12 protein-coding genes are annotated in these 16,804 nt (G+C 67.6%); 4 read left to right on the forward strand and 8 right to left on the reverse strand.

Going from position 1 to position 16,804, the window contains the following annotated elements; all coding sequences use genetic code 11:
• Window positions 1-48: 48 nt before the first annotated feature.
• Window positions 49-981: a prolyl aminopeptidase gene (gene pip, locus WT24_RS23230; RefSeq protein WP_060035982.1), complete on the forward strand. Its 933-nt coding sequence runs from the start codon at window positions 49-51 to the stop codon at window positions 979-981.
• A gap of 10 nt (window positions 982-991) precedes the next feature.
• On the opposite strand, the gene WT24_RS23235 is transcribed toward pip, so the two are convergent.
• The 8 genes from WT24_RS23235 to WT24_RS23270 all read right to left on the reverse strand — a co-directional run bounded on the left by WT24_RS23235 (window position 992) and on the right by WT24_RS23270 (window position 13,263).
• On the reverse strand, window positions 992-1,888 hold the full coding sequence (locus tag WT24_RS23235) for a hypothetical protein (protein ID WP_257127544.1): 897 nt from the start codon (window positions 1,886-1,888) through the stop codon (window positions 992-994).
• A 76-nt stretch (window positions 1,889-1,964) separates the two neighbouring features.
• On the reverse strand, window positions 1,965-2,237 hold the full coding sequence (locus WT24_RS23240) for a hypothetical protein (protein WP_059500877.1): 273 nt from the start codon (window positions 2,235-2,237) through the stop codon (window positions 1,965-1,967).
• A gap of 177 nt (window positions 2,238-2,414) precedes the next feature.
• Window positions 2,415-3,503: a transglutaminase family protein gene (locus WT24_RS23245; protein WP_060035983.1), complete on the reverse strand. Its 1,089-nt coding sequence runs from the start codon at window positions 3,501-3,503 to the stop codon at window positions 2,415-2,417.
• Window positions 3,497-6,103: a circularly permuted type 2 ATP-grasp protein gene (locus WT24_RS23250; RefSeq protein WP_060035984.1), complete on the reverse strand. Its 2,607-nt coding sequence runs from the start codon at window positions 6,101-6,103 to the stop codon at window positions 3,497-3,499. The genes WT24_RS23245 and WT24_RS23250 overlap by 7 nt, the downstream gene beginning before the upstream one ends.
• A 202-nt stretch (window positions 6,104-6,305) precedes the next feature.
• Entirely contained in the window at window positions 6,306-9,749 is a 3,444-nt protein-coding gene (locus WT24_RS23255; protein ID WP_060035985.1) for a DUF2126 domain-containing protein, read from the reverse strand.
• A gap of 94 nt (window positions 9,750-9,843) precedes the next feature.
• A complete protein-coding gene (locus WT24_RS23260; protein WP_060035986.1) occupies window positions 9,844-10,833 on the reverse strand; it encodes a transglutaminase family protein in 990 nt (329 codons plus the stop codon).
• 8 nt (window positions 10,834-10,841) lie between these two features.
• Window positions 10,842-11,783, reverse strand: a complete 942-nt coding sequence (locus WT24_RS23265) for an alpha-E domain-containing protein (RefSeq protein WP_059500757.1) — start codon at window positions 11,781-11,783, stop codon at window positions 10,842-10,844.
• Window positions 11,784-11,847: 64 nt separating this feature from the next.
• Window positions 11,848-13,263 carry a circularly permuted type 2 ATP-grasp protein gene (locus WT24_RS23270; RefSeq protein ID WP_060035987.1) on the reverse strand — a complete coding sequence of 472 codons (1,416 nt, stop codon included), beginning with the start codon at window positions 13,261-13,263 and terminating at the stop codon, window positions 11,848-11,850.
• A gap of 579 nt (window positions 13,264-13,842) precedes the next feature.
• On the opposite strand from WT24_RS23270, the gene WT24_RS23275 reads away from it, so the two are divergent.
• The 3 genes from WT24_RS23275 (at window position 13,843) to WT24_RS23285 (ending at window position 16,721) form a co-directional block, all read left to right on the forward strand.
• Window positions 13,843-14,838, forward strand: a complete 996-nt coding sequence (locus WT24_RS23275) for a LysR substrate-binding domain-containing protein (RefSeq protein ID WP_060035988.1) — start codon at window positions 13,843-13,845, stop codon at window positions 14,836-14,838.
• Between the two features lie 633 nt (window positions 14,839-15,471).
• Window positions 15,472-15,900: a hypothetical protein gene (locus tag WT24_RS23280; protein ID WP_060035989.1), complete on the forward strand. Its 429-nt coding sequence runs from the start codon at window positions 15,472-15,474 to the stop codon at window positions 15,898-15,900.
• 62 nt (window positions 15,901-15,962) lie between these two features.
• Window positions 15,963-16,721, forward strand: a complete 759-nt coding sequence (locus WT24_RS23285) for a hypothetical protein (RefSeq protein WP_060035990.1) — start codon at window positions 15,963-15,965, stop codon at window positions 16,719-16,721.
• Window positions 16,722-16,804 lie beyond the last annotated feature (83 nt).

Genomic DNA, 16,804 nt, shown 5'->3' on the forward strand with positions numbered 1-16,804 from the left:
GGCCCGCGCTTCGTCCGCCCGCTGTCGCCCCTTACCCGGAGCCTACCTGTGTATCCACCGATCGAACCCTACGCCCACGGCCACCTCGACACCGGCGACGGCCATCGCATCTACTGGGAGCGCTGCGGCAACCCGGCCGGCAAGCCCGCCGTGTTCCTGCACGGCGGCCCCGGCGCCGGCTGCGGCCCCGACCATCGCCGCCTGTTCGATCCCGAGCGCTACGACATCCTGCTGTTCGACCAGCGCGGCTGCGGACGCTCGACGCCGCATGCGAGCCTCGATAACAACACGACGTGGGATCTGGTCGCCGATATCGAACGCCTCCGAGAGATGGTCGGCGCCGAGCAATGGCTGGTGTTCGGCGGCTCGTGGGGCAGCGCGCTGGCGCTCGCGTACGCGGAAACCCACCCCGAACGCGTGAGCGCGCTGATCGTGCGCGGCATCTTCACGATGCGTCGCGCCGAACTGCTGTGGTATTACCAGGAAGGTGCGTCGTGGCTGTTCCCCGACCACTGGGAAGACTTCCTCGCTCCGATTCCGGAGGCCGAGCGCGGCGATCTGATGGCCGCCTACCATCGCCGCCTCACGGGCAACGACGAAGCCGCGAAGCTCGAAGCCGCACGCGCGTGGAGCGTCTGGGAAGGCCGCACGATCACGCTGCTGCCCAATCCCGCGCTCGCCGCACACTTCGCGGACGGCCACTACGCGCTCGCATTCGCGCGGATCGAAAACCACTACTTCGTGAACAAGGGCTTCGTCGAGGAAGGCCAGTTGCTGCGCGACGCGCATCGGCTCGCCGGCATTCCGGGCGTGATCGTGCAGGGCCGCTACGACGTCGCGACGCCTGCACGTACCGCATGGGAGTTGGCGAAGGCGTGGCCGGATGCGACGTTCGAGATCGTGCCCGGCGCCGGGCATGCATACAACGAACCGGGGATTCTGGAAGCGCTGGTCGCGGCGACGGACCGGTTCGCAAGCTAACGGCTCGGTATCAGCGAGTCGTTTCCCGGCGCGTCGAATCCGCAGGCGCGTCGGGATTGAGGCCCTGCTCCCAGTCACTACGTTTCGGGGGCTTCGTCACGCGAATCAACACCAGCGCAACGCAGAACGTGAGAACTGCGTACCGCGTGATCAGACTCCACGGAATCGTCACACGTGAATATTCGTGCGGCATGTAGCGAATCAGCGACGTTGCCACCGGCACGTAGCTCAACAGCATGAACAGCATCGCGACGGCGGACGTCATCAACGACATGCCGCAATACCATGCGCGCTGCCCGCGCGGCGCAACGGCGGTGCCGAGGAGCAGCGTTGCCGCGGCCGCAATCAGCAAGTCCATCGGCGGCGTATTCGGCAACACGTAGCCAAACGTGCCGGTGCGCATCGTCGCGTACGCGATCGCCCAGTAATGCAGCGTGGACGACGCAGCCAGCAGGCCGACGGACGCGAAACGCCGAGCCGTCGGCGTTGTCGTGGCGTGCGGCAGGCTCAGAAAGTCATTGCTCGTCCGGTTGTACATCAGCACGAACGTCGCAAGACCCAGCGGCAGCGCAATGACCACCATGATCCACGACGACAGCATCAGTATCGCGACACTCAACGCGATCCAGACCGCCACGTTCAGCGTTCGCCCCCAACGGCGACGCAACGCAAGCGCGACGTGCCCCACGACGCTTGCAAGCATCGCTGCGAACGACACACCCTGCACAGCCCAAAGCTGCCAGGACCAGGACGAAAGCGCGGCCAGCGACTGGTCGCGCAGGACCACCCTGGCGAATGGGACGAAGGCCAACAGCGCGGTGATGTTTTGCAGGATGCCGTGATACGCGATCACGCGAATCGTCGTATAGCGGCGGTAATCGGGATTGGCGGCATGGGTCGTGGACATCGAACATGCAAGAATGAGCGAATCGGACCCGCAGCATACTCCTTGATTTTCGACGCTCGCGCAGCCGCCTATTGCATTACAACGCGGCTTCGACGATCGTCCGGCCGCTGATCGCCCGCTCGACGAGCTGTTCGTCGCCGACCTTGCGGATCGCGTCGTCGAGCAGCCCTTCCGGTTCCTCGGTCGCCACCTTCAACAGGCCCGACAGCCCGCGCGCATCGAGCACCACCAGCGTCTCCATCGAATCCGCGCGGCTCACGAGCACGCGGCGGAACGCCGGGCCCGCGCCGAAGCTCGCACAAAGCTCGATGGTCTCGCTACCGAGCGTGTAGTCGAAGTGCTTGATCATGATCTGCCGCCGTTGCATGGAAATGGCGCCGCGCGACGGCGCGGCGCCGTGACGTCGACGCACCCGCGCGTGCCGCCGACGCGCCGGACCGGAGTCCAAGCCGTTCGCCGGCATCACCATGCTAGGCGTGCAGTATTAACGAAGACTTAAAGCGCGCGAGCCACGCCCGGCGGCCCTTCAGGCCGCATCGAGCGGCTCGACCGTCACGCCGACCCTCAGCTCCTGATCCGCCCCGCCGCCGCGGATCACGCCGCGCAGCGGCGTCACGTCCGCGTAGTCGCGGCCGACCGACAGCATCACGTAGTCGTCGCCCGGCGCACGATCGTTGGTCGGATCGAGTTGCAACCAGCCGCCGTCCTCGGGCCACGCCGGGTCGTACACGTCGACCCACGCATGCGACGCGTCGGCGCCGATCAGCCGCGGCTGGCCGGGCGGCGGCTGCGTCAGCAGGTAGCCGCTGATGTACCGCGCGGCCAGCCCGAGCGAGCGCAGTGCGCCGATCATCACGTGCGCGAAATCCTGGCAGACACCCTTGCGCAACCGCAGCGCGTCGAGCGCCGACGTCGTGATGTCGGTGCTGTTCGGCGTATACGCGAAATCGGCATGCACGCGCCGCATCAGGTCCCACGCAGCCTGCACGAGCGGCCGTTGCGGCGTGAAGCTCGCGGCCGCGTACGCGGCGAGTTCGGGGTCGCACGCGACGTGCGGCGACGCGAACACGAACTCGCTCGCCGGGTCGTACGGTTGCCCCGCGCGGAACCGCAAGCGGTCGCGCACGGCCTCCCACGCCGTTGCGTGTTCGGCCTCGGGGTTCGCGATCGCGGGCGGCGGTGCGCCGCGCGCGCCCCGCGACCACACGGGCGCGCTCACCCGCACCGTGCTGCGGCTGCGCACGAGCAGCGCGTCGTGCGGCTGGTTCAGCGCGAACGACGCGCGTGCGTTGCCGAACGCATCGATCTCGGTGCAGATCGTTTCCGGTGAAGGTTCGATGTCGAACGCGAACGACAGCACCTGCTGTCGCGGCGTCGCGAGCGGCTGCAGGCGCGCCTGGTGCTGCGCGGATTCGACGCGTGCCGCGTAGCGGTATTCGGTGTCGTGCGTGACGCGCAGCAGTCGGCCCGGTGTGGCGGCAGCCGGCGTGATCGGCGCGCTCGACGAACCCGGCTTGGTCGATCTGGCCGGCGCCGGCGGCGTGACCGCTGCCGGCTGCGCGACTTCGGAACCGGGCGTGGGCGGCGTCTTCGCCGCGTGTTTCGTCGTCACCATAGCGTCCTGCCCGCCTCGCGCACGTGACTGAAATAGCGCTCGCCGATCCGGTTCGACAGCTCCCACACGGCCTTCGCGGTCGTGTCGAGCGCGGCGAGCAGCTTGCCGTGCCGGCCATCTTCATCGGTTTCGCACAGCTCGTGCAGCGACCACGCGGGAACGTCCGGAATCGCCTCGGCCAGCTCGGACAGCGGGTAGCCCTCGCTGCGCTCGACCTTCGTCAGCCGGCCGCGCAGCGCCTGCACGACCCAGCCGAGCGAGCGCGGGTTGTCGGTATCGAGCACGACGAGCGACAGCAGCGGCGCGACGTCGAAGCCGCGCTGAAAGCGCGAGCGGAACGTGATCGTGCTGTCGAACAGTTCGAGCACGAGTTCGAAGCCGTCCTGCCGGTGCACCGCGCCCTCGTCGAAGGCGAACTTCAGCACGCTGCACAGAAAGTCCAGCCGGTCGATCTGCCGGCCGATCGACAGCAGCCGCCAGCCGTCGTCGCGCGTCATGTTGTCGGTCTGCGCGCCGGTGATCGCGCCGAGCAGCAACCCGAGCCGCTCGAGCAGCTGCAGCGCTTCGTTGCCGAGCTGCTCCTCGGCTTCCGGATGGTCGGCGCTGTCGGCAAACAGCTGCGTCGCGTCGTCGATCAGCCGCCACTGGTCGCTCGACAGCCGCTCGCGGATCGCCGCGGCCGCGCCGCGCATCCCGAACAGGCACGACGCGATGCCCGACGTGCGGTCGGCGCCGCGCGTGAGCGACGTCGCGAGCGCGTACTGGAACGCGCGCGGTGCATCGACGGCATTCGGCGCATCGGCGGCGATCAGTCCCGTATCGCGGCACAACGTATCGATCAGCTCCAGATGCGCGGGACTGTCGACGTCGTCTTCGCCGCGCAACCGCTCGAGCGCGGCACGCGCCAGACGCATCAGATTGGTCGCGCGCTCGGTGTAGCGGCCGAGCCAGAACAGGTTCTCGGCTGCACGGCTCGCGATCGCGCGCGGCCGCTCGACGAGATCGTCGGGGCCGAGGTGCGTCTGCAGCAGCGTCGTCGAATCGACGATGCCCTCGGTCATCACCCACGTATCGACGGTGCTGCCGCCGCGCGGCATCGGCGCGTTGAACAGCGTGTCGCGCGTGCCGACCCGCGACAGCCCGCCCGGCAGCAGCCGCCAGCGCTGCGCGCCATCGGCGAGCGCGAAGACGCGCAGCAGCAGCGGCTTCGGCACGATGCGCGCGCTGCCGTTGCCGTCGGGCGCATCGGGTCGCGGCCAGGTCGGCGCCTGCGACAGCGGCAGATCCGCCTGCACCGTGTAATGGTCGGGCCGCGCGAGAATCCGCGCGCGCCATTCCGCCAGTTGCGCCTGCGTGAGCCGCGCGCCGATCACCGGTTCGAATGCACCGCCTTCCTGCACGTCGGGTGGATAGGATGCCTTGACGATGCCGCGCGCGAGCTGCGGCAGCGCGTCGTCGCACGCCGCCGCCTCGCCGCACCACCACGAATGCACGGCCGGCAGCGTCAGCGTTTCGCCGAGCAAGCCTTCGGCGAGACGCGGCATGAAGCCGAGCATCGCCGGCGATTCGAGGAAGCCCGAGCCCGGCGCGTTCGCGAGCAGCACGTTGCCCGCGCGCACGGCCTGCAACAGCCCCGGCACGCCGAGCATCGAGTCGGGCCGCAATTCGAGCGGATCGAGCCACGCGTCGTCGACGCGCCGCAGGATGCCATGCACGGGTTCGAGGCCGCTCAGCGTCTTCAGGAACACGCGGTTGTCGCGCGCGGTCAGGTCGCCGCCTTCGACGAGCGTGAGGCCGAGATAGCGCGCGAGATACGCGTGCTCGAAATAGGTCGCGCTGTGCGGCCCCGGCGTCAGCAGCACGATCCGCGAATTCTTCGCGGCGGGGCTGAGCGACTGCATGCTCTGCAGCAGCGCACGGTACGCGGATGCAAGCCGCTGCACGCGCAGCCCGCGAAACCCGCGCGGAAAGAGCCGCGACACGATCAGCCGGTTCTCGAGCAGATAGCCGAGCCCAGCCGCCCCCTGCGTGTGTTGCGCGACGATCCGCCACTGGCCGTCCGGGCCGCGCGCGAGATCGAACGCGACGACGTGCAACCAGGTATCGCCCGGCACGCGCGCACCGCGCATCGCACGCAGGTAGCCGGGGTGGCCGGTGACGAGCGCGGGCGGCAACAGCCCGCGCTGCAGGATCGTCTGCGGCCCGTACAGGTCGGCCAGCGTCGCGTTGAGCAGCCGCACGCGCTGCAGCACGCCGCGCTCGATCGCGACCCAGTCCTCGGGCGTGACGATCAGCGGCAGCAGGTCGAGCGACCACGGGCCGACCGCGCCGTCGCCGGCGCGCTGCTCGTGCAACTGGTAGAACAGGCCGTTCTCGCGCATGCGCCGGTGCAGCGCGTCGGCGCGGCGGTCGAGGTCGGCCACGCCGTCGCTGCCGATCGACGTGAAGAAATTGCGCCACGCGGGTGCCAGCGCGGGCGCGTTCAGGCCGGCCGCGCTGCCGCGCAGTTCGTCGTAACGGCCGGCGGCCGCCGGCGCCGCGAGCGCGGCGGCCAGTTCGGCGGCGTCCGGCTGGGCGCCGGAATCGAAAAGCGTGGGCATCGCGTCGAGAGCGGCGAGATGATCAAGGTCAATGGGCGGCACGATGTCGTTCCGTCGTCAGGGTGCAACCGCACATGCGCGCCGCCGCACCGGCGGCGAGCTACCGCGGCGCACGGCCGCAATCTGCCCGCATCCTAGCATTCCGGCGCGGCCGCCGGGAGGTCGCGAACCCCGCATCGTCGTCCACCCTGTCATCGATCGATCACGGCCGCCGCAAGTCGAGCGTGAACGGGAATTCGCGGCTCGGCGCGGCGGCCGCGACATCCATCCGCCCCGGCGTGTGCCCGATCTCGACGAAGCGCGCGAGCCGGCGGCTCTCGGCTTCGTACGCATTGACCGGGAACGTCGCGTAATTGCGGCCGCCCGGATGCGCGACGTGATACCGGCAGCCGCCGAGCGAGCGTTGCAACCACGTATCGACGATGTCGAACGTGAGCGGCGCATGCACGCCGATGGTCGGATGCAGCGCCGACGGCGGCGACCACGCCTTGTAGCGCACGCCCGCGACGTACTCGCCGACGGTGCCGGTCGGCTGCAGCGGCAGCGCGCGGCCGTTGACGGTCACGACGTGCCGGTTGTCGTTCAACCCCGTCACGCGCACTTCGAGCCGTTCGACCGACGAATCGACGTAGCGCACCGTGCCGCCGATCGCGCCCTCCTCGCCCATCACGTGCCACGGCTCCAGCGCACCGCGCAGCGACAGCTGCATCCCGTTCACCGCGATCTGCCCGAACAACGGAAAACGGAATTCGAAGTGCGGCGCGAACCACGCCGGATCGAACGCGAAACCGGCGTCGCGCAACTCCGCCAGCACGTCGCCGAAATCCATCTGAAGAAATGCCGGCAGCATGAACCGGTCGTGCAGCGCGGTGCCCCAGCGCGTGAGCGGCGTCGTGTACGGTGCGGCCCAGAAGCGGGCGACCAGCGCGCGCAGCAGCAGTTGCTGGACGATGCTCATCCGCGCATGCGGCGGCATCTCGAACGCGCGCAGTTCGAGCAGGCCGAGCCGGCCGGTGGACGAGTCGGGCGAATACAGCTTGTCGATGCAGAACTCGCTGCGGTGCGTGTTGCCCGTCACGTCGATCAGCAGGTTGCGCAGCACGCGGTCGACGAGCCACGGCGGCATGTCCTGCCCGAACAGCAGCTTGTTGCGCTGGATCTCCGCGAACGCGATGTCGAGCTCGTAGAGCTGGTCGTTACGCGCCTCGTCGACACGCGGCGCCTGGCTCGTCGGCCCGATGAACAGCCCCGAGAACAGGTACGACAGCGACGGATGGTTGTGCCAGTATGCGATCAGGCTCGCGAGCAGGTCCGGGCGGCGCAGGAACGGGCTGTCGGCCGGCGTCGCGCCGCCGAGCACGAAGTGGTTGCCGCCGCCGGTGCCGACGTGCCGCCCGTCGACCATGAATTTCTCGCTGCACAGCCGGGATTGCCACGCGGCGTCGTACAGGAATTCGGTCTGGTCGACGAGTTCGTCGAAGCTCGCGGCCGGATGGATGTTCACCTCGATCACGCCGGGATCGGGCGTCACCTGCAGCAGCTTCAGTCGCGCGTCGCGCGGCGGCGGATAGCCTTCGAGCACGAGCTTCACGCCGAGTGCGTGCGCGGTCGACTCGATCGCGCCGAGCAAGTCGAGATAATCCTCGAGCGCGGCGAGCGGCGGCATGAACAGGTACAGGATGCCGTTGCGCTCTTCGACGCACAGCGCGGTGCGCGTGATCCAGGCGGCCGATTCGAAGCGCTCGGGCCGGCGATGCGGGTCGACGGCGCCGGGCCGCCCGCTCGCGGCCGCGCCGTCGGCACGCCACTGCATCACGGTCGGCGCGGACGCTTCGCGATGCACGCCGGCCAGATAGCGCGGCGCGTCGGCCGGGCCCGCGTAGCGGGCGCGGATCGCGGCGGCGTCCGGCAGCGCATCGCGCGGCGCGAACGGATCGCGTTCGACCAGGTACGGATAGTCGGCGCGGGCCGTCCACGGCAGCGAATCGAGCGGCAGCCGATACCCCATCGGCGAATCGCCGGGCACCAGATACATCCGCTCGTCACGGAAAAACCACGGGCCCGTCTGCCAGCGCGGCCCGTCGAGGCCCGGCCTGTCGAGGCCCGACCGATCGCGGCCCGGCCCGTCCTCCATGCGCTTGATCGGCAGCACGTAACCGACCACGCTGTCGAGCTGCTGCTCGAACACCTTGCGCAGCCGCGCGCGTTCGAGCTCGTCGTCGAGGCGTGCGTCGAACGGATCGACGTTGACGGGCAACCGACGCTCGCGCCACAGGTAGTACCAGACGTCCTCGTAGCCGGGCCGGATGAATTCGCCGGTCAGGTTCAGCCGCGCGGCGAGCGCATCGATGAAGCGCTTCGCGTCGTCGGTGGTATACGCGGACGGCTCGCGCTCGTCGGCGAACAGCGACGGATCGTGCCATACCGGCTGGCCGTCCGCGCGCCAGAAGATCGACAGCGCCCAGCGCGGCAGCTGCTCGCCCGGGTACCACTTGCCCTGCCCGAAATGCAGAAAGCCGCCGTCGCCGTATTCGGCGCGCAGCCGCTGCACGAGTTCGGTCGCGTAGCCGCGCTTGGTCGGGCCGAGCGCATCGGTGTTCCACTCGGCGCCGTCGCGATCGTCGATCGACACGAAGGTCGGCTCGCCGCCCTGCGTGAGCCGCACGTCGCCGGCGGCCAGCGCGCCGTCGACCTGCGTGCCGAGCGCCAGCACGGCATCCCACTGCGACTCCGTATACGGCTTCGTCACGCGCGGCGACTCGTACACGCGCGTCACGCTCATCTCGTGCTCGAACGACACTTCGCACTCGTCGATCAGCCCTTCCACCGGCGCGGCGCTCGTCGGCTGCGGCGTGCACGCGAGCGGAATATGCCCTTCGCCGGCGAGCAGGCCCGACGTCGGATCGAAGCCGATCCAGCCGGCGCCCGGCAGGTAGACCTCGCACCACGCGTGCAGGTCGGTGAAATCGACCGACGTGCCGCTCGGGCCGTCGAGCGATTTCACGTCGGGGGTGAGCTGAATCAGGTAACCCGACACGAAGCGCGCGGCGATGCCGAGATGGCGGCACAGCTGCACGAGCAGCCAGGCGCTGTCGCGGCACGAGCCGGACGCGAGTTCGAGCGTCTGCGCGGGCGTCTGCACGCCGGGCTCCATCCGCACGAGATAGCCGATGTCGCGCTGAAGCCGCTGGTTCAGCGCGACGAGGAAGTTCACGGTGCCGGCCGGCGTGCGGTCCACGCCGTCGAGATACGCGCGAAACAGCGGCGCGGCGCTCGTCTGCGGATCGCATGCGAGATACGGCGCGAGCTCGGTCTTCAGCGCGTCGTCATAGCTGAACGGGTATTGTTCCGCGCTCGCTTCGAGGAAGAAGTCGAACGGGTTGTACACCGACATCTCGGCGACGAGATCGATCGTGATCTCGAAGTGCTCGGTGCGCTCCGGAAACACGAGCCGCGCGAGATAGTTCGAAAACGGATCCTGCTGCCAGTTGATGAAGTGCTGCGCGGGCTCGACCGTCATCGAATACGCGAGGATCGGCGTCCGGCAATGCGGCGCGGGCCGCAGCCGCACGACCTGCGGGCCGAGGTTGACGAGCCGGTCGTAGCGATAGCGGGTGGTGTGATGCAGCGCGACGTGGATGGACATGGGAGCTCGAGTCGGGTTGGGCCGGCCGGGGCCGCCGCGTCGCTTTCGACGCGGCGGCCCCGGCATGGCGGATTCGGCGAAGGCGCGCGCCGGGTCAGACGAGTTCCGGCGTCTGCACGACGCTGATCTCGACGCCGACGGCCGTCGCGCCGAGCCCCGTCACCGGCTGCGCGTCGCGATGGTCGAGGCCGACCGCGATGCGCACGTAGCGTTCGTCCGGGCAACGGTTCATGAACGGGTCGAAGCCGACCCAGCCGAGCCCATCGACATAGGCCTCGGCCCACGCATGGCCGGCCGGCTGCTGCATCAGCGCGGCGGCTTGCGGCTGCGTGCCGAGCGCCGCCTGCGACTGCCCTTGCGATTGCGATTGCGATTGCACGGCACGCGACGCGCCGAGTACCTGTTGCATGCCGTCGGCGCTCTGCAGCGCGAGCGCCTCCTCGTCCTCGACGTCGCCCGCCTGCTGTTTCGCATCGGCGATACGCTGCATCGCGCCGTCGGCCAGCACGTAACCCGAGATGTAGCGTGCGGGAATCTTCAGCACGCGTGCGGCCGCGATGAACGCGTGTGCATGGTCGCGGCTCGTGCCCTCGCCGCTTTGCAGCGCGGTTTCCGCATCGACGGCGGCGTCGCCGGCCAGGTTCGGTGCGTACGCGATGCGGCCGTGCACTTCCGTCATCAGCCAGTGCAATGCGTCGAGGCCTCGCGGCTCGATCGGCAGCGCGTCGGTCAGCGCGCGCACGGTGTCGCCCGCCTTCGTGAGCGCGGTCTCGCGCTCGAAGATCCACGGCGGCGCATAGCCTTCTGGATTCCCGAGTATGCCCGCGCGGTCCTGCGTCTCGACGACGCCGGCCGCCACGACGACGATCTCGGCCTTCGCGCCGCGATCGTGGCGCACGAGGTCGATCCGGTTGCCGAGCCCGTCGGCGTAAGACAGCGTCGGCTCGACGCCGTCGATCGTGACCTGCCATGCGCGCACCGTTTGCCCGGGCCCCGACTGCGGGCGCAGCCGCAACCGTTGCAGTGCATGGGTGGCCTGATCGTCGAACTGGTAACGCGAAATGTGTCGGATGGCGAGTCGCATGGCAAGCCTCAGTCGAAGTTGTAAGCCTGGGCGATTTCGAGCCCGAGGCTGTTGTTGCGGCCGATGAAGTCGGTCAGGAACTCGTGCAGGCCGCTCTTGAAGATCCGCTCGACCGAGGTATCGGACAGCATTTGCAGAATCTTCGTGGCCGTGTCGTGACACGGGTGTGTCACGCCGTAATCCTTCGCGAGCAGGTTCAGGCTCGACACGACGCGCCCGTAGCAATAGCGCAGCGAACGCGGCATGCGGCCGTTCAGGATCAGGTAGTCGGCGATGTTGAGCGGCTTGTACTGCACGTCGTACACCCAGCGATACGAACGGTGTGCAGCCACGCAGCGCAGGATCGTCTCCCATTGGTAGTTGTCGAGAATCGTGCCGACGTGCGATACCGATGGCAGCAGCAGGTGGTATTTCACGTCGATGATCCGCGCGGTGTTGTCCGCGCGTTCGACGAATGCGCCGATCTGCGCGAAATCGAAGATCTCGTTGCGCAGCATCGTGCTGTAGAAGCTGCCGAGGATCAGCGCGGTTTCGCGCTTCACCTGGTCGAGCACGGCCGGCAGCTCGCTTTCCGGCACCGGCTGCGCCAGCGCGCGGCGCAGCGCGAGCCACGCGCCGTTCACGCTCTCCCACGCCTCGCGCGTCAGCGCCGTGCGCACCATCCGCGCGTTCGAGCGCGCCGCCTCGATGCACGACAGCACGCTCGACGGATTGTCGCGGTCGCGCAGCAGATAGTCGGTCACGGTATCGGCCGCATACGCGTCGTATTTCTGCCGATAGCCGTCGTCCGCGCCCGAGCTGACGAGCACCGACGACCATTCGGCCGGCGCGTCGGCCGTGCGCGTGAGCGCCATCCGCAGCCCGGCATCGACGATGCGCGCGATGTTCTCCGCGCGCTCGATATAGCGGTACATCCAGTAGAGACCGCTTGCAGTACGTCCCAGAAGCATCTCGTGTCCACTCCGTCTTCGTTCGGTTCGCGCGCCGGCTCCGGCGCGCGCGGTCGTGCCCGGCTCAGTCGGCCAGCACCCAGGTGTCCTTGGTGCCGCCGCCCTGGCTCGAGTTGACGACGAGCGATCCTTCCTTCAGCGCGACGCGCGTGAGGCCGCCCGGCGTGATGCGGATGCGGTCCGACACCAGCACGAACGGACGCAGGTCGACGTGGCGCGGCGCGAGGCCGGCGTCGGTCAGGATCGGCGTCGTGGACAGCGCGAGCGTCGGTTGCGCGATGTAGTTCGCGGGACGGGCGCGCAGCTTCGCGGAAAATGCCTCGAGTTCGGCCTTCGATGCGCACGGCCCGACGAGCATCCCGTAGCCGCCCGAGCCGTGCACTTCCTTCACGACCAGTTCGTCGAGATGCTCGAGCACGTACTTCAGGCTGTCGGCCTCGCCGCAGCGCCAGGTCGGCACGTTCTCCAGCATCGCCTTGCGGCCCGTGTAGAACTCGACGATCTCCGGCATGTACGAGTAGATCGCCTTGTCGTCGGCGATGCCGGTGCCGGGCGCATTCGCGATCGTGATGTTGCCCGCGCGGTACACGTCCATGATGCCTGCCACGCCGAGCACCGAGTCCGGGCGGAACGTGAGCGGATCGAGGAACGCGTCGTCGACGCGGCGGTACAGCACGTCGATCGGCCGGAAGCCTTCGGTCGTGCGCATCGCGACGCGGCCGTCGATCACCTGCAGGTCGCTGCCCTCGACGAGATGCACGCCCATCTGGTCGGCGAGGAACGAATGTTCGTAGTACGCGGAATTGTGGATGCCGGGCGTGAGCACCGCGACGGTCGGATTGTCGGCGTTGCCGCCCGGCGGGCACACGGCCGCGAGCGACTGGCGCAGCATCTGCGGATAGGTTTCGACCGGGCGCACCTTCACCTGCTGGAACAGCTCGGGGAAGAGCTGCATCATCGTCTCGCGGTTTTCCAGCATGTACGACACGCCGGACGGCGTGCGCGCGTTGTCTTCCAGCACGTAGAACTCGTTCTCGCCGGTGCGCACGATGTCGACGCCGATGATGTGCGTGTAAACGTTGCCGGGCGGCCGGAAGTCGATCATCTCGGGGATGAACGCCTCGTTGTGCGCGATCAGGTGCTTCGGCACGATGCCCGCGCGCACGATTTCCTGGCGGTGGTAAATGTCGTCGAGGAACGCGTTCAGCGCCATCACGCGCTGCTCGATGCCGAGCGACAGCCGGCTCCATTCCGCTCCCGAGATGATGCGCGGGACGATGTCGAACGGAATCAGCCGCTCGGCGGCCTCCGCGTCGCCGTAGACGGCGAACGTGATGCCCGTCTTGCGGAACACGCCTTCCGCATCGTGGGCTTTCTGGGCGAGGCTCGCGGGATTCTGCGTGTCGAGCCATTGCTTCAGGCGCGCGTAAGGCGCCCTTACCATGTCGCCGGATTGCAGCATTTCATCGAATGGCTTCATCGACCTTTTCTCCATCGATCGTTTTCCCCGGCATTGCGCATGCCGGACCGGCGTACTGAATGCTTTGCAAGGAACGTGCCTTGCTCGATTCCTTCGATATCCCCCTGTTTTGCGCCGCCCAGGCACGCCTGTGCGGCATTGCGCACCACAACGGTGCAACGCCCGACGCGACGGGCGCCAGCGGTGCGCCGCAAGCGCGCACGGCCGATGCGGCGCCGCGCCCGACGAACATAGTTCTCCCGCGTGTCACGGATGTGCAATCTGCACTGCACCAAAAGCGGCGAGCCGGGCCCCGCAACGGCCATGAATGGGCGGGCCGGCACGCACACGGCGCAGCCGGCCCTGGGGAAGTGCCGTCCGGGCGGCCGGGACAGTCCGACGCGGTGAACTGTCCGGTTAACCGGTCCGGCCCCTCAACGCTATGCAGCCGTAATCCCGCCGACAATGCCCATGCATATTTCGACTGACACCCATCGAAAAAAACATCGGCCCGACCGGCGCGAGGCGCGGTACGCTAGAACGTTGGTCAGCAGACGGCGCCGCCTTTCAGGCGCCCGACTATAAAAAGCGAAGATCGAAATGGAAGCAAAGTGGCTGGAAGATTTCCTGAGCCTCGCGGATACCAAGAGTTTTTCACGGGCCGCGCGTCACCGGCACCTGACGCAGTCGGCGTTCAGCAGACGGATCGCCGCTCTCGAAACCTGGATGGACGCGAAGCTGGTGGACCGGAGCATCAATCCGATCGCGCTGACGCCCGCCGGCCAGATGTTCCGCGGGCTCGCCGCGGACATCCTGCGCAGCATGTATGCGGCGCGCAATCTCGTGAACGGCTATGACCAGTTCGCGGCGAGCGACCAGGTCGTGCGCTTCGCCGTCGCGCATACGCTCGTATTCACGCTGTTTCCCGAATGGCTCAAGCGGCTCAACGGCGAGGTCGGCCACGTGACCGCGCGCGTCAATGCGGTGAACGTGCCGGAAGGCGTGCAGCAACTGGTCGAAGGCGAATGCGACCTGCTGCTCGGCTATCACCATCCGCAGTTGCCGATCGTGCTCGACCCGAACCACTTCCCGTTCGTCAGCCTCGGCGTCGAGCGGATCCTGCCCGTGTCGTCGCCCGACGCGCACGGCAAGCCGGTGTTCCAGCTGCCCGGCACGCCCGATGCGCCGCTGCCGCTGCTCGCGTATTCGTCGGGCGCCTTTCTCGGCAACATCGTCGAGATGCTGCTGCTGAATGCGACCGAGCCGTATGTCCTGCACCGGTGCTTCGAGACGCACATGTCCGAGGCGCTGAAAGGCATGGTCGTGGCCGGACACGGCATTGGCTGGCTGCCCGAAAGCTGCGTCGCGAAGGATCTCGCGGACGGCACGCTCGTGTGCGCGGGCACGGGCGACTGGATCACCGAACTCGAAATCCGCCTGTATCGATCGGCCCGCAAGCGCGGGCTCGCGGCCGAGCAGCTGTGGGCCTACATCATGAACCGGCCGCGCACGGCGATCGACGCGCAGATCGGCGCCGAAGAGGCGGTCGCGCCGGCGATGCGCAGCGCGCGGCGAAGCGCAAGCGGCAGTCGCTGACGAAGGGTTAGCGCCGTGGATATCCACGGCGCGCATGCGCGCTTCTTCAACGGCAATCGATAATCCCATCCGACTCCGTAAAACCCGTCCTCGACTGTAATCGATCTCGATAAAACGCAAACGTTTGCGAATTCATATCGTACTTTTTACTGCTTTCCGTATTAAGTAAGAATATTCAGGCCGATTTTCAGGACAGAAATACCTTGTTACACAAGTTTCGATTTACCTGTAAGTATCGGAATGACCAAAAATGTCGCACCCTTATTTCATGATGTGCGATCCGAAGCCCCGTTTTCATTGATTCTGGTCGATTGCGGGTGCAATAGTTTCTTTTATCAGTCGTTATTTTTCGGCACGAACTTCGATACCTCAGACGCAATTCAAAGCGTGCTCGATCATCGCTACCGACGAGCAATTTTCATGTTCGGCAATATCGACTTTATTCAGCAATAAGCGATCCTCACCAATCCCTCCTTATCTTATTTAGATAGGACCTTTTACCCTCGTCCCATTCGGGCCACACGCGGTTGTTGGTTCAAAAACCATCGTGTATCAATAGCGTGTCGCAAAAAGAACGTTGGCAAATTCGACTCGGGGTCGGTGCATGCCATCGACTCCGGACGGGAGATTGCAATGTCACCCTCGCTTCGACAGCATGCTCGCCCTTTCCTGAGCGCCGTGCTCTCCACGCTCTGCATGAACGCCATGGCCCAGACACCGGCGACCTCGTCGCCGCCGGCGTCCGGTCCGGGGGCAAACCGGTACGTGATTTCGTATATCTGCGGCGATGCGCGGATCGACGGTACCGCGCCGCTTCCACCCGACGGCCGCCCGTACAACGTGGGCGTGTCTTTCGTGTCCGGAAACACCGGGCAGCCGCTCTCCAACGTGCAGGTGCGCCTGCGCCGGCATGGGCGCGTGCTCGTCGAATTCAATGCGTCGGGATCGCGCTGCCTGTTCAGCGTGCCGGATGCGAGCTATCGGGTCGAAGGGACCTATCAGGGAGCAACCCAGTTCGCGATCGTCGAGACGGGCACGCTCACGACGCAGTTGCGATGGTGAGCGTCGCGTCGCCCCGCTTCGATCACGTCATTCGTGGAACGCATCGAATCAAGGAGTCTTGAATGCCCCGTGCAGAACGACCGGACAACTCGCCTGCCCGTCAGCCGAAGCCCTCGTGGGGTCCGGGAAAGAATGCGGCGCTCAGCATCGCCGCGTTTGCCGCGATCTTCGGCGCTTTCGCGTATGTCGAGCGAGACGCGAGGGTCGGCCATGCGAGCGTGACGCACGATATCGCCGGCGTGATCGGAACCGCCGTCGGCAAGTACCGCAACCTCATCGTCGCTGCGACCGGCGGTGCGTCCGGCCCAGCGGCGCCCGCCGGCTCGACGCCGACGGTCGCGCAGGCCGGGCCGGTTCCGCCGTCAGCATCGGCTGCGCCTGCCATGTCGGCGGCAGTCGAACCTGCCGCACCACCGGCCACGACGGCCCGTTCCGATACGAAACCCCCGCGCCGCGCGCATCTGCCGGCGACGAAGCTCGCGGCCGACCCGCACGCGGCGTCGACCGGCAGTCGTACGGCGCGCCCCGGCGATGCGCATCGGACGTCACGTTCGCAGACGCTGGCGCGCACGAGAAAACACCCGGACCCCGTACCGAAACAGCAACCGCAGTCGTATATCGCGGACACGTCGCACATGGAGGCCACCAGCGTCACACACGACGAGCTGGAAGGCGCCCGCGCTCTGGCCAAGGCGCGCTGGTGCGCACAGATCGACGAATGGAGTTGTGTAGAACAAAACGCGAGCCGTGCACTCGCCATCGACCCGAAGAACAGCGAATCGCGCGCGCTGCTTGGACAAGCGATCCGCAACCGCCTGTGAACCGGTCGGATGGCGCCGGGCTTCGCTGCCCGGCGATGCGACGGCCGGCGACGAGCGTCGTCGGGCGTGCAACCGATGTGATC

This window comes from Burkholderia sp. MSMB1078WGS (assembly GCF_001528895.1).
In the GTDB taxonomy this organism is placed as follows: Bacteria; Pseudomonadota; Gammaproteobacteria; order Burkholderiales; family Burkholderiaceae; genus Burkholderia.